Raw genomic sequence first — 15,123 nt, forward strand, 5'->3', positions numbered from 1 at the left:
GTCAGGCTGGGAGAGCGACCGATGCGGACGACGACCGACAGATTCCATGTCAGGGGACGTGTCATCAGCGTCTCCGGAGTGCCCTTCCCCGGTCTGACCGTCCGGGTCTTCGTCAAGAGCGGGAACTCCGCGCAGGAGCGCGAGGCCGGGGAACCCGCGACCACCGACGAGGACGGCCGCTACGTCGTCTCCTTCCAGGGACTGGGCGGCGGCAAGGGGGCGGCGACCCCCCGGTTCCTGTGCCGCGTCAAGGCGTTCGACGGGGAGGAGCAGCTCGGCGAGAGCCCGTACGAGGAACTGGAGGAGGACACCGTCATCGACCTGACGGTCGACCGCGAACCGGCCCGGCGGCCGCTGCGGGTGTACGGCGAGGTCCGCGACCGGACCGGCGCCCCGCTGACCGAGGGCGCCGTCGAGGCCGCCGACCGGGACCTGCGCGGCGAGGAGCCGCTCGGCCGGGCGGAGCTGTGCGACGGGCGGTACGAGATCCGCTACGGCCCGGACCAGTTCCGCCGCTCCGAGAAGGACAGCGCCGACCTGGTGCTCAAGGTCCTCGGCGAGGACGGGACCGAACTGCTGCGCACCCCCGTCCGCTTCAACGTCCCCGACGAACTGGAGTGGAACCTCACCCTCGGCCCCCGCGACTACCCCGGCCCCTCCGAGTGGGAGACCCTCACCGCGGAACTGACCCCGCTGCTGGACTCCGTCGCGCCGGTGGACCTGCGCGAGGACGACCGGTTCCAGGACGTCTCCTTCCTGGCCGGGGAGACCGGCCGCACCCCGCTCGGCATCGGCGTATGGGCCGGCTGCCACCGGCTCGCGGCCAAGACCACCCGGGAGGAGGTCCCCCTCGCCCCCGAGGAACTCTTCGCCTTCCTCGGCCAGGGCCAGCCCTCCATCTTCAGCGAGAGCCTGCTGGACGACCTCAAGGACCCCGAGCGGATGGCCCGGCTGGAGGACCGGACCCTGCGCGCCCTGGCGGACCTCACCGCCGAGACCCAGCAGGCCCTGCTGGACAAGGCGCTCGCCGACAACCTCGTACCGGTCGCCGTCGAGGACCGCGTCCCGGCGATCCTGGAGACCCTCGCCAGGATCAAGCTGCGCTACACCGGCGACACGGTGCTCGGCGACGGCCAGGGCACCGTCGGCGAGCTGATCGACCTCACCCCCGGCGCCGCCGAGCACAAGACGGCCTTCCTGGAGGCGTTCACCTCGTTCTCCGGGTCGGCCGACGACTTCTGGGACCAGGTGAGCCGGGACGAGGTGATCCCCCCGGCGACCGTGCCCCGGGTCCGGCTCTCCCTGGAGCTCGGCGGCCTCACCCGCAACCACGTCCCCCTGGTCGGCGCCCTCGCCGAGCGGTTCAGCGACCGGACCGAAGGGGGCGCCGGCACCGCCCCGGCCGCCGACGACCGCACCGCCTTCGAACGGTCCCTCGCCCGGCTCTCCCGGGACGACTGGGAGCGGCAGCTCCAGCAGCCCGCCCTCGGCGGCGGGCCCATCGGCGTCCCCGAGGACACCGAGGGCGACACCGAGGAGGAGAAGCGCCGCGCCTACGCCACCACCCTCGACCGACAGTTCGAACGAGCCTTCCCCACCGCCTCGTTCACCGGCAAACTCGACCGCGCCCAGGCCACCGGCCGGGCCCTGGCGGCCGGAGGGGACCAGCAACTGGTCCACTTCCTCGACCACAACCCCGGCTTCGAGCTGGACCGCGTCCGCGTCGACCACTACCTCGACGCGACCCCGGGCGCCCTCGACGGCATCGAGGACCCCGACGCCCTGGTCACCGATCTGAAGTCGGTGCAGCGGGCGTTCCAGCTCGACCCCACCTACACCGCGGTCGCCGCCCTGCGCGACCGGGGACTCGACTCCGCGCAGGCCGTCTACTTCCTGGGCCGCGGCCAGTTCGTCGCCGCCGTCACCGGCGCGCCCGAGGCACGCACCGGCCTCCTCGCCGACCGGGTCGCCGCGGCACAGGACGCGGCCCCGCTGTCCGACACCGCCGCCGAACGGCTGTACCGCAAGGCGGAGACCGTCTACGCCCAGTCCCTCGCCCTCTACGGCGAGTACAACCTGGCCCTGACCGGCGCCACCCCCTTCGCCCTGCCCGACCAGGCACCCGACGCCGCCACCGAGGCGCGGATCAGGGCCCTGCCCAACCTGCGCACCCTGTTCGGCTCCGTCGACTACTGCGCCTGCGCGGGCTGCCGCTCGGTGCACAGCCCCGCCGCGTACTTCGTCGACGTCCTGCGCTTCCTCGGCCAGCGCGGCACCCAGGGCACCGGCCCGCACGCCGGCCGGAGCGTACGGGACGTGCTCCTGGCCCGCCGCCCCGACCTCGGCGCCCTCGAACTGGGCTGCGAGAACACCGAGACACCGCTGCCCTACGTCGACCTGGTCAACGAGATCCTGGAGGACGTCGTCGCCCCCGAGGCGCCCGTCGTCCTCGACGTCGCCCTCGCCGGGGAACTCGGCGCCGGCCAGATCTCCCCGGTCCTGCGCGACGCGCTGGCCGCCCGGGGCGTCACCGTCGCCGCCGACGCCCGGATGCAGGCCCCGGACAGCCGCAACTGGTGGACCGTCCGGGACAGCGGCCACGCCTGGACGATCTCCCGCGACCCGGTCGAGGGCGGCGAGGAACTGCGCGTCCGGGTCTCCCGCCAGACCTTCGCCTCCGCCGCCGAACTGCTGGCCAACCCCGAGTACACCAACCAGGGGGCCTACCGCAGGCTGCGCCAGGAGGTCTTCCCGCTGCACCTCCCCTTCGACCTGGCCCACCTCCAGACCCGCAGCTACCTCGACCACCTCGGCGTACCCCGCCCGGACCTGCTGGAGCTGCTGCGCCGCTCCGGCCCCGGCGCCCTCTCACCGACCCAGCTCGCCGCCGCCCGGCTGGGCCTGACCGAGACCGCCCGGATGATCGTCACCGGCACCCTGCCCGGCCGCGCCCCCTGGGAGTTCTACGGCCTCGCCGAGACCGGCAACGACATCCCCGACCCCGACGACCCCACCCGCCGCGTCACCGGCACCTGGACCGAGGTCCTCGCGCACGTCCCGGTCCTGCTGCACCGCACCGGCCTGGCCTACACCGGGCTGCTGCAACTGCTGGAGACCGCCTACGTCAACCCGCAGGGCGCGCTGCGGATCATCCGGTCGGGCGAGGGCCCGGGACCCGAGTGCGACGTCTCCGCGTTCGTCGTCACGGAGCTGGACACCGACGCCCTCGACCGCCTCCACCGGTTCGTGCGGCTGTGGCGGGCGGGGGAGTGGACGATGCCCGAACTCGACCTGCTGCTGCCGCCGAACGAGAACACCGCCGCCGCGGAACCCGGAGTGATCACCTCCAGGGCGCTGCGCGAACTGGCCGGCCTGCTGAAGCTGCGCACCCGGCTGGCGCTGGACTGGACCGAGGTCCGCAGCCTCTTCCGCGGCATCGAGCACCGCCCGCACCGGATCTGGGGCGACGAGGGCGCGACCGAGGCGGAGACCCAGTACCAGAGGCTGTTCCGCAACCGGCTGGTCGGCGCCGTCGACCGGTTCCCCGCCGACCCGGCGGACATCACCGGCACGGTCGGCGACCACGTGCCCGGCATCCTCGCCGCGTTCCGCATCCGCGAGGGCGACCTCCAGCTCGTCCTCGACGACCTGGGGGCCACCGCCGCCACCCCGCTCGACCTGGCCCTGCTCGGCCGGGTGCACCGCGTCGCCGTGGCCGCCAAGGCGCTGCGGCTGACCGTGGACCAGTTCCTGCGGCTGGTCCGGCTCTGGGACGAGGACCCGTTCGGCGCCCCGGCCGACCTGCTGGACCTCGCCGACCTCGCCGCCCTGGTCGCCGGGTCCTCCCTCACCGTGGCCCAGCTTGATCACCTGCTGGCCCACCGGATCGTCCCGCACTCCGCCACCGCCCTGGAGTCCAGGACCGTCACCGCGTTCCTCACCGAGCTGCGCACCGGCCTGGAGAAGATCACCACCGAGCTGCGGCGCGCCGCCGAGGAGAGCCCGGAGGCGTACGTCCGGGCCCGGCTCGGGCTGCTCGGCGCGCTCGTCACCGACGCCGACCAGGTCGCCGCCCTCGCCCTGGCCGACGGCACCTGGCAGGGCCCCCAGGCCCAGCGGGACGCGCTGATCGGGCAGTACTTCACCGGGGTCCTCGATCTCACCGAGGCCCGCGCCCGGCTGGCCGCCCTGCCCGCCGGGCTCGACCCGCTCCAGCGCCAGCAGGCCGTCGACGCCCGCTTCGGCTACCTCCAGCCCGCCCTGGAGACGTATCTGCTGACCACCCGGCGCGAGGCGTACATCGCCCAGAGCTGCGCCGACCTGCTGGCCCTGGACGTGCCCACGGCCACCGTCCTGCTCGGCGCGCTGCACCGGCCCGGCGCCACCGGCACCCTGCTGGCCGACCTCGACGACCCCCGCCTGCTGGAACGGCTGCCCGACGGCGGCTACCGCTACCCGCCCGCCGAGGCCGACTTCCCGAACGCCTTCGGGGCGCTGCGGCTGCTGCACAAGGACGCGCTGCTCGTCGGCGCGCTGAAACTGACGGCGGACGACGTGCGGTGGTGGCTGGCCGACGGCCGGGCGGCGGCCCTCGGCTGGCCGCACCCGGGGGACTTCCCGGTGGACGACACCGGCACGCCCGTACCGCTCCAGCAGTGGGTCGCCATGGCCCGGTACTTCACCTGGCGGGCCGCGCTGCCCCCGGCCCCGCTCACCGCGCTGGAGTTCACCGCCCGGGTCCTGGACCCCGCCGTGTCCTCCGCCGCCGTCCTGGCCGACCTGGCCGCCCTCACCGGCTGGCCGCCCGCCGACCTCGACGCCCTGGTGGCCGCCTTCGGCTGGCGCGGCACCGGCACGGACGTGGTCAAGGAGCGGCTCGCCGACTCGGCGTCGCTGCTGCGCCTGGCCGGTGCCGCCGCCGTGCTCCGGCGGGTGGGCGTGGCCGCCGAACGGGCCCTGGCCTGGGCCGTCGCCGAGCCGGGGGAGGAGGTCGCGGAGAGCCTGAAGCAGACCGTGAAGGCCAAGTACGACCTCGGCCAGTGGCAGGAGGTCATCCGGCCCCTCCAGGACGTCTTCCGGGAACGCAAGCGCAAGGCGCTCGTGGACTGGCTGGTCGCCCACCCCGACGAGGGCTCCGGCCAGAGCTGGGGCGACAGCAACGGCCTGTACGCGCACTTCCTCATCGACGTCGAGATGAGCCCGTGCATGCTCACCTCCCGCCTCAAGCAGGCGGCCGCCTCCGCCCAGTTGTTCGTGCAGCGCGTCCAGTTGAACCTGGAGACCGACATCCTGGCCGCCACGGACCTGGACCCGCGCTGGAAGCAGTGGACCTGGATGAAGCGCTACCGGGTCTGGGAGGCCAACCGGAAGGTCTTCCTCTACCCGGAGAACTGGCTGGAGCCGGAGCTGCGCGACGAGAAGTCCCCGTTCTTCCGCGACCTGGAACAGGAGCTGATGCAGAACGAGGTCACCGCCGAGAGCGCCGAGGACGCCTTCCGCACCTACCTGGAGAACGTCGACCGGATCGCCAACCTGGAGATCCGGGCCCAGCACACCGAGGTGGCCGGCCCCGACGAGACCTATCTGCACGTCATCGGCCGCACCCGCTCCAGCCAGGGCGCCGAGTACTACCACCGGCGCCAGGTCAACGGGGCCCGCTGGACCCCCTGGGAGCGGATCGACCTGGAGATCAACGGCAACCACCTGGTGACCGCCGTGCACCACCGCCGGCTCCACCTGCTGTGGCCCCAGTTCCTGGAACGGGCCGTCGGGCCGAGCACCATGCGCACCCCGAGCGCCAACTCCTCGGCCGCGCTGCCCCAGCCCGACCGGTACTGGGAAGTACGCATGTTCTGGAGCGAACTGAAGAAGGGCGGCTGGAGCCCCAAGGTGCTCTCCGACCGGTCGGGCACCATCTGGCAGTACGCGGCGGGCGCGAACACCCCGTACAACGTCGCGCTGCGCGCCCGTGCCCTGCCCGACGGCATCCGCACCCAGCTCCACGTCAGCCGGGACGCCGCCGAGACCGCCCCGCGCAGCAGCCTCGCCTTCGACAAGACCGGACGCCAGATCGACCCGGTCGACCTCGCCCCGTTCTACGAGCACCTCTCCTCCCCGGCCGGCAGCCGGCTGCGCGACGGACTGATCCAGCACACCACCGGGACGCTGTACTTCTCGTACAACTCGCAGTTCGAGACCGACAGCAAGCCGCACTCCCTCCCGGCGCACTTCCAGGCCCTGTCGCTGTGGCTGGCCGGCGCCATCGAGCCCGGCAACACGTACTCCGTGCTGGACTCCTCCGCCCAGGACATGCCCAGGGACGGCTCCGGCACCTCCTTCCTGTGGGACTCGCGGCACACCTACCTGATGTCCTTCTCCACCTGGACCTGGTGGTTCTGGTTCGGCTTCGACTGGGTCGGCTGGACCTGGTCGAGCGTCCGCTTCGCCATCCACTACCACCCGTACACCGACCTGTTCGTGCGCGAACTCAACACCAGCGGCGTCAAGGGCGTCCTCAACCGGCGCATCCAGACCGCCCCGCACAGCCTGCCCGGAGCCCCCGCCCCGTTCGACTTCGGCCGCTACCGGCCGACCGAGTTCTACGTCCCTGCGCCCTGGCCCGCCGAGGACGTCGACTTCGGCTACCAGGGCGCCTACGCCCCCTACAACTGGGAGCTGTTCTTCCACGTCCCGCTGCTGCTGGCGCAGAAACTCGCCGCCAACCAGCGGTTCGAGGAAGCCCTGGAGTGGTTCCACCACATCTTCGACCCCACCAGCACCGACACGGCCACCCCCGATCCGGACACCCCGCAGCAGAAGTTCTGGATCACCAAGAAGTTCTACGAGACCACGACCGCCCAGTACCAGGCCCAGCGGATCGAGAACATCCTGCGCGCCGTCGCCCAGGGCGACGCCGAACTGCGCGCCCAGGTCGCGGAGTGGCGGAACAACCCGTTCAACCCGCACCTGATCGCCCGGATGCGCACGGTCGCCTACCAGAAGAACGTGGTCATCAAGTACATCCAGACCCTGATCGCCTGGGCCGACCAACTGTTCGAGCAGGACACGTTGGAGACCGTCAACGAGGCCACCCAGCTCTACGTCCTGGCCGCCTCCGTGCTCGGCCCCCGCCCGCGCGGCGTGCCCCGCACCACCCCGGACCCGACCAGGACGTACTACCAGCTCCAGACCGAGCACATCGACGACTTCGGCAACGCCCTCGTGGAGATCGAGAACCTCCTCGCGGACGCCGACCCCGGCGGCGTCGAGGGCGACCAGGACGGACCCGAACTGCCCCGCCTGGACGTCCCGTACTTCTGCGTCCCGAACAACGCCAAGCTGCTCGGCCTCTGGGACACCGTCGAGGACCGCCTGTTCAAGATCCGCCACTGCATGAACCTGGCGGGCGTCGAGCGCACCCTGCCGCTGTTCGAACCCGAACTCGACCCCGGTGCCCTGATCGGCGCGGTCGCGGCCGGGGGCGACGTCCCGGCCGCCCTCGCCGACCTCAACGCGCCCCTGCCCCTGTACCGGTTCACCTTCACGCACCAGCGGGCCCAGGAGATGTGCGAGGAGGTCAAGTCCCTCGGCGCCGCCATGCTCACCGCCCTGGAGAAACGGGACGAGGAGGCCCTGGCCCGGCTGCGCTCCACCCACGAGCAGCGGGTGCTCGCCCAGGCCCGGCTGGTCCGGGTCGCCCGCGTCGAGGAGGAGACCCGCGCCCGGGAGAGCCTGGAGGAGGCCCAGAAGGTCGCCGTCCGGCGCCGCGACCACTACCAGGGCCTGCTGGCCGACGGCTGGAACGGCTGGGAGAAAGCCTGGCTCGGCCTGACCGTCGGCGCGATGGGCCTGGAGACCGCCGCCACCGTCCTGAACTTCCTCGCCTCGCCCATGTCCCTCATCCCCCATGTCACGGCCGGCGCCTCCGGCTTCGGCGGCTCCCCGCACCTGACGCTCAGCGTCAGCGGCAAGCAGGCCAGCGACGCCCTCGGCAAGACCGCCGAGGCCCTGCGGGGCCTGTCGAACATCGCCCAGATGGGCGCGGGCATGACCAACACCATCGGCTCCTACGAGCGCCGCGCCCAGGACTGGCGGTTCCAGTGCGACCTCGCCGTCCAGGAGATCGCCCAGGCCGACCGGCAGATCGCCGCGGCGCAGGTGCGCATCCGCGTCGCCGAGAACGAACTGACCGAGCACGACCGGCGCATCGAACAGGCCGCCAGCGAGGACGAGTTCCTGCGCGGCAAGTTCACCAACCGGGAACTGCACGACTGGACCGTCACCCAACTGTCCGCGCTGTACTTTCAGAGCTACCGGCTCGCCCACGACATGGCCCGCCGCGCCGAACGCTGCTTCCGCTACGAACTCGGCCTCGCGGGCTCCGACTACGTCCGCTTCGGCTCCTGGGACAGCCTGCGCAAGGGCCTGCTCTCCGGCGAGCGGCTCGCCCACGACCTGCGCCGCCTGGAGACCGCGTACTACGAGCAGAACCGCCGGGAGTACGAACTCACCAAGCACGTCTCGCTGGCCCAGCTCGACCCGGTGGCGCTGCTGAAGCTGCGGCAGAACGGCGAGTGCTTCATCGACATCCCGGAGTCCGCCTTCGACCTGGACTACCCCGGCCACTACTTCCGCCGCCTGAAGACCGTCGGCCTGACCCTCCCCTGCGTCAGCGGCCCCGCCACCACCGTCGCCTGCACCCTCACCCTCACCGGCAACCGGCTGCGCAAGGACGCCACCCTGCTGGCCGGGAAGTACGCGCGGGACACCGCCGGGGAGGACCCCCGCTTCCGCGACGAGATCGGCGCCGTCCAGTCCATCGCCACCAGCGGCGCCCAGGCCGACCAGGGCCTGTTCGAGCTGAACTTCCGCGACGAGCGGTACCTGCCGTTCGAGGGCGCGGGCGCGGTCAGCTCCTGGCATCTGCGGCTGGGCAAGGACCTGCCGCAGTTCGACTTCGCGTCGATCTCCGACGCCGTGCTGCACCTGCGCTACACCGCGCGGGAGGGCGGCGCGGTGCTGCGCGCCCAGGCCGCCGCCGAACTGCGCCAGACCCTGGGGGAGCTGGCGCTGGCCGAGTCCCGGCACGGCCTGTACCGGGTCCTCGACCTGCGCCGCGAGTACCCGGACGCCTGGTACCGCTTCCTGCGCCCGCCCGGCGCCGACGAGGACCAGCAACTGGACCTGGGCGACCTGACCGCCCGGCTGCCCTTCTTCACCCGCGGCTTCGCCTCCCGCAAGGCCCGGGGCGTCGAGGTCGTCGTGCACCCCGCGGACCCGGCCGGGACCTTCGAGGCCCAGCTCACACCCCTGGGCACGGCCCCGCAGGACCTGCTCCCGATCCTCCCCGACCCCGCCTTCCAGGGGCTGCACCGCGGCGCCCGGGACCTCACCGGCAGCGAGGCGGACCTGGACGACTGGACGCTGAGGCTGCGCCGCACCGGCGCCACGGACTTCCGGTCGCTGCCGGTGGACGCGGTGACGGAGGTGTTCCTGATCCTGAACTACACGGTGGCCTGAACAACCGCCGGCTGACGACACCAGCGCGTCCGCGCGCGCCGGAGCCGCCCCTTCGAACGGTTCCCGGCGTCGGCCCGGGTGAGCGCCGTCCGAGCCCGCTCCTCAGCTCTTCGCCTCCGGCACAGCGGTGTACATGACGGAACGCTGCTCCTTGTGGCGGCGGATGCGGCCCTTGGCGACCAGCGACTCCAGGGTGTTCCGCACCACCTGCGGCGTCGGGTTGCGATCCGGGTGCGCCTCCAGCAGTTCGTCGCGCAGGTCCGCGGCCGTGCAGGCGTCGTCGTGCCGGCCGAGCAGCTCCAGCAGCAGGTCGCTGAGGAGGGGCCGCTGCTTTTTCCCCTTCGCACCGGTCTTCGTCCTCCCGCTCACCGGAGCGGCGGTCCTGCCGGAGCGTCGGGAAGCCGTGCCCCCGCTCGTCCGCTGGGTCTTCGCGGTGACCGACTCGTCCCGCAGTTGCTCAGGGAGCGGGGACCGGTCCGCGATGCCCTCGTAACGCTGGGCGAGGTTCAGGATGTCCGTCAGGAGGGCTTCCTCCTGCTGCAGCACCGCCATCCGCTCGGTCAGTTCACGCTGCTGACGGCGGTTCTCCTCCAGGTCCGACGCGGCTTGCTCCACCAGCCGCGATCGGACGGTGGCTGTCGACTGGCTGGTCACGACGTTTCACTCCCTCGGTAAGGACGGTGGTGCGCATGCTACCCACCTCGGAAGCACACGTGGGCCGGTGTCCGCGCGGGTGACACTGCGGACATGCTCGTCTGTCACGACCATCATGGCCGCGGCCTCAGGGTGTCGCGAGGGAAGCGGTCCGTGCAGGCCGGGCACACGTGTAGGTGACACGGGTCGGTCAGGTGTGCTGGACGCATCCGAGGAGCAGGAGCCATGTTCCGGCCGACGTCCGTCCCCGGCGTGTCACCGGCCGCGCCGGGCCTCCCAGGAGGTCGCCTGCCGTGCTCCGCGTCCCCGCCGGCCCGAGCGCGACACCGAGGTGTCCAGTGCAAGTCCGGGGCGGGCGGGAGTCTTGACGAAGTCAAGCAGACCGGCCATATTGGATAGATGCCCCAGGTGAGCGTCAAAGGAAAGCTGATCGAACACGCGGAGACCGTGTTCCGTCGCCAAGGTTTCAACGGCGCCAGCGTGCAGGACATCACCAGTGCGGCAGGGGTGCCGAAGGGGTCGTTCTACAACCACTTCAAGAGCAAGCAGGAGCTGGCCGCGGAGATCGTCCGCCGCTACAGCGACGCCACGGACTTCACCATGCTGACGGCGGCCGACGACCGCCCGGCGGTGGAGCGGCTGCGGGCCCACTTCGCCGGACAGGCGGCCCGGACCAAGGACACCGGCGTGGAGTTCGGCTGCCTGCTGGTCACCATGGCCAGTGAGACGCCGACGGCGGGCGACGAGGTCGGCTCGGCCGTGCGCGGCAGTCTCAGCGAATGGACCGACGCCTTGGCCGACGTCGTCGAGCAAGGGCGCGCGGCAGGGGAGATCACCTCTCCGGAGCCCGCCCGCGACCTGGCGGCCTTCCTCATCGACGCCTTCGAGGGCGGTGCCCTGCGGGGCAAGGTCACCGGGGACGCCGACGCCTCCATGCGGTCACTGGACCTGGCGCTCGGCGTCCTCACCCGCTGAGTCCCCGCCGGCTGCCCCATCGGGCACCGTTCGGCGTCTTCCGGCCCTGCCCCGGCTGAACCCGGGAACGTGCGGGTAGGTGTGACCGCGAGGCGCCGCCCGCCATCCGTCCCCGTGGGAGTCGCCAGTCGACTGACAGATGTGCCGTGGTCCCGGGCCCTCGCACAATGGCGTGTCGGCGGGGAAGACGTCCGCCGGCGCGGGAGGAACGGTGTCTTTGATAGGCCGTGCGTCCGAACTCAGCGCGCTGGAAGCGGTGCTGGCGGACACGGAGAACGAAGGGGCGGCCCTACTGCTCCAGGGCGACCCGGGAGTCGGCAAGAGTGCCTTGCTGGAAGCCGTGGCGGACAGGGCCAGAGAGCGCGGGCTGCGCCTGTTGCACGTGGTCGGTGTCGAGAGCGAGCAGGAACTGGCGTTCTCGTCCCTGCACCAACTGCTCCACCCCCTGTTCGAGCACGTGACGGAACTGCCGGACTTCCAGCGCGGCGTGCTGGAGCAGGTGCTCTCCGTCCGGGACGGGGCGGCGCCCGGACGTTTCGCCATCTCGGCGGCCGCCCTCGCGCTGATCCAGGCCGCCGCCCGGCGCCGGCCCCTGTCGGTGGTGGTCGACGACGTGCACTGGATCGACCGCTCCAGCGCCGAGGTCCTGACGTTCATCACCCGCAGGCTCACCGGCTGCCGGGCGGCCTTCGTCATGGCCGGCCGCAGCGGATCGGGCGGCGCCTTCGACGCGACGGGCCTGCGTGTCCTGCCCGTCGGCCCGCTGCCGGCGGCGGACGCCCTGGCACTGCTGGACAGCAACCACCCCGGCCTCGCGGAGTCGACCCGCCGACGCCTGCTGGACGAGGCGGAAGGCAACCCGCTGGCCCTGGTGGAACTGCCGACCCAGCTCACCGAGGCGCAGCGGGACGGCGAGGAGTCCCTCCCGGTGACCCTGCCGCTCGGCAGCAGGCTGGAGAGCGTCTTCGCCGACCGTATCCGCGCCCTCACCCCCCAGGCACGTTTCGCACTGCTCCTGACCGCCCTCGCGGGAGAGCGCCGGGGCAACCTGCGGGACATCTTCGGCGCGTCGACCCAGGCCGGTGAGAAGTGGGACGAGGGCATGCTGGAGACATGTGTGCGTGCCGGGCTGGTCCGCCTCGACCACCTCGCCGAGCAGATCACCTTCCGGCACCCCCTGGCGCGTTCCTGCGTCGTCCACATGTCCCCGGGAGGACGGCGCCGGGCGGCACACCGGGCCCTGGCCGAGGCACACAAGACCGACCCGGAGCGCCGGGCGTGGCACCTGGCGCACGCCGCCGACGCACCGGACGAGGCCGTCGCCGCGGAGCTGACCCGGGCCGCCCAGCGGGCCCTGGCCCGCGGCGGCGCGGCGGAGGCCGCCGCGGCCTTCCGCCGGGCGGCCGAACTGAGCGAGGACCCCTCGGAACGGTCCCGCCGCGTGGACGAGGCCGCGTTCGCCGCCGGTATCGGCGGCCTGCTGGAGACGGCGCACGAACTGGCCGCCGCGCACAGCGCGGAGTCGTTCCGGGCCGCCACGACCGCGGCGTACGTGCAGTTCCACCGCGAGGGCGACGTGGACGCGGTCTTCCGCATCCTGCTGCCCTTCATGCGGGCCGCCGCCGCGAGCGAGTCCGCCGAGGACCCGGAGGCGTCGGACGACGCCTTCTACGTCCTGCTCAACGCCGCCGTCTGGGGCGGCCGGGCGGAGTTGTGGCCCGGGGTGTACGAGGTGCGCGACAGGATGTCCGAGGCCGCCCGCATGTGCTTCGACGCCGTGGCCGACCCCGCGCGCACCGCGCACGACGTCCGCGCACGACTGGAACGAGTGGCCGACACCTTGTCGCCCACCACCTCCCTGTGGCGCGTCAACTGGCTCATCTACACGGCGATGTACATCGACTGCTTCACCTTCTACGACGCCCAGTGGCGGGAGCGCATCGGGCCCGCCCGGTACGACAGCCTGCGCTTCGGGCCGGTGGCACGGACCCACGAAGCGTTCATGCGGGGCGAATGGGACAAGACCGAGGCCATCGCCTCCCGGGGCATCGCGGACGCCACGGAACACGACTACCAGCTCATCCACGTCATCCTCACCTACGCCCTGGCCATGGTCGCCTCCGGGCGCGGCGACGAGGAGGCGCTGCGCAAGCACTGCGACACCATCATCGCCTGGGCACAGCCCCGGCGCATGCAGCTCCTGCTGGCGGCCGTACCGGAGACCCGGGCCCGCGCCGCGATCGGCCGGGGCGACTTCGAAGAGGCGTACCAGCAGGCGGTCGCCGTCACCCCGCCGGGCGAACTGCCCTCCCACTTCCCCCACTACCAGCGCGTGTTCGTGGACCTCGTCGAGTCCGCGATGCGGACCGGCCGCACCGCCGAGGCCCGCGCACACGTGGCGGCGGGACAGCGGGCCCGACTGGACACCGTCTCCCCGCACCTGGCGGTCATCCTCGCCCTGGCCACCGCCATCGCCGCCCCAGACGACGAGGCGGGCGCCCGCTACGAGGCCGCGCTGGCGCTGCCCGACGCCGACCTGTGGACGTACGACTACGCCCGGCTGCGCCTGCTGTACGGCGAATGGCTGCGCCGCCGCCGGGAGTACACGGCCGCCCGGGTCCACTTGAGCACCGCCATGGAACTGTTCGAGCAGCGGCTGAAGGCACCGCTGTGGGCCCAGCGGGCCCGCAACGAACTGCGCGCCGCCGGTGTGGGCGTCGGGGTGCCCGACTCGGGGAACGGCGTCGCGATGAGCGCGCAGGAACGCCGTATCGCCGAACTCGCCGCCAGCGGGCTGTCGAACAAGGAGATCGGCCGCCAGCTCAACATCTCGCCGCGCACCGCCGGCGCGCATCTCTACCGGGTCTTCCCCAAGCTGGGCGTCACCTCGCGCGCCGCGCTCCGGGACGCCCTGGACGCCTACGACGAGTCCTGCGGCACGCCGTGGGGGACACCGCAGCGCAGCCGCTGACACCGGGGCGGGGCGGCTCACCGGGCCCGGCGGCCGTGTCCGCGCGTACACGGACCCGTCGCCGACGGGGCCGCCGGCAGGGCCAGTTCGAGAATGTCCCCGTCGACGCGCAGGGTGCGGGAACCGAGTGTGCGGCAGATGGCCCGCATGCGGTGGTTGGACCAGCCGGTCATCACCAGCACCGTGTGCAGGCCCAGGCACCGGGACCGGTTCAGCACGTGCCGTACCAAGGCCGTCCCCAGACCGAGGTCCTGCCAGGCGTCCTCCACGAGGATGCCGAGTTCGCCGACGCCCTCGGTGGGCGTGTGCAGCAGGTGGCAGACCGAGACGACGCGCAGCGGCTCGGTGTCCGGCCGGGAGACGTAGCTCTCCCCGGTGCCGGGGCGGATCAGGGCGGACCACTCACGTCGGCTGGGGCCACCGCGGGCGCTCTGGTAACGGTTGTAGCGGGACTCCAGACTGGAGCGCGTGTGCATGGCACCGACGGCCTCGTGGTCGGTGATCGCGGCCGGGCGGGTGGTGACGGAACCGCGGTGGGTCGAGAAGGTGAAGACCCGGCCGGACGGTACCTGACAGGTCACGGGGGCGGAGGGGGACACGTCGGTGCTCCAGTCGCTAGGGGGAAGGGGCGGCCGCACCGGTCGGGCGGGGTGGAGCCGGGCCCGCAGCGCTCCGGTGACGCCGAGGGAGAGCGCTCGCCAGAGCGTGTCCCCGTCGATGGAGCCCGCCACGAGCAGGACCGGCCGGCCCGGGTCACCGGTGGCCTCGCCGACCGGGCGCAGGTCCGGTCTCCGGCCGCGTCGGCGAACACGACGGCGACGCGTCGCCAGGTCGAGGGTGCGCCGGCCCCTCGGGGGGCTGCGCCGAGTCCGTGTTCATCTGCCCATCACCGCGTTGTCGACATGGCCGAGTGATCGCGTGACCGGGGGCACCGCTGCAGGTGCCGTTTCCGGACGATCGCACCTTAGGCGACCGGCACACACCTGCCATCGGTCGTACGACTG

5 protein-coding genes are annotated in these 15,123 nt (G+C 72.6%); 3 read left to right on the forward strand and 2 right to left on the reverse strand.

The features are described from left to right. Positions 1 to 21 precede the first annotated feature (21 nt). Positions 22 to 9,519 (forward strand): Tc toxin subunit A-related protein, encoded by a 9,498-nt coding sequence (locus IE316_RS19840; protein WP_190205752.1) that lies wholly within the window; start codon positions 22 to 24, stop codon positions 9,517 to 9,519. 102 nt (positions 9,520 to 9,621) lie between these two features. Here IE316_RS19840 and IE316_RS19845 read toward each other — a convergent pair whose 3' ends face one another. Then, positions 9,622 to 10,173 carry a hypothetical protein gene (locus tag IE316_RS19845; protein WP_190205753.1) on the reverse strand — a complete coding sequence of 184 codons (552 nt, stop codon included), beginning with the start codon at positions 10,171 to 10,173 and terminating at the stop codon, positions 9,622 to 9,624. Positions 10,174 to 10,572: 399 nt separating this feature from the next. Here IE316_RS19845 and IE316_RS19850 point away from each other — a divergent pair, with 399 nt between their 5' ends. Together IE316_RS19850 and IE316_RS19855 are read left to right on the forward strand one after the other, a co-directional pair. After that, positions 10,573 to 11,148 carry a TetR/AcrR family transcriptional regulator gene (locus IE316_RS19850; protein WP_229910470.1) on the forward strand — a complete coding sequence of 192 codons (576 nt, stop codon included), beginning with the start codon at positions 10,573 to 10,575 and terminating at the stop codon, positions 11,146 to 11,148. A 211-nt stretch (positions 11,149 to 11,359) separates the two neighbouring features. Next, the gene (locus tag IE316_RS19855; RefSeq protein ID WP_190205754.1) at positions 11,360 to 14,119 is read left to right on the forward strand and encodes a helix-turn-helix transcriptional regulator; all 2,760 of its coding nucleotides are present in this window, start codon (positions 11,360 to 11,362) and stop codon (positions 14,117 to 14,119) included. A 17-nt stretch (positions 14,120 to 14,136) separates the two neighbouring features. On the opposite strand, the gene IE316_RS19860 is transcribed toward IE316_RS19855, so the two are convergent. After that, entirely contained in the window at positions 14,137 to 14,700 is a 564-nt protein-coding gene (locus IE316_RS19860; protein ID WP_190205755.1) for a GNAT family N-acetyltransferase, read from the reverse strand. Positions 14,701 to 15,123 lie beyond the last annotated feature (423 nt).

It is taken from the genome of Streptomyces fumanus (assembly GCF_014655295.1).
In the GTDB taxonomy this organism is placed as follows: domain Bacteria; phylum Actinomycetota; class Actinomycetes; order Streptomycetales; family Streptomycetaceae; genus Streptomyces; species Streptomyces fumanus.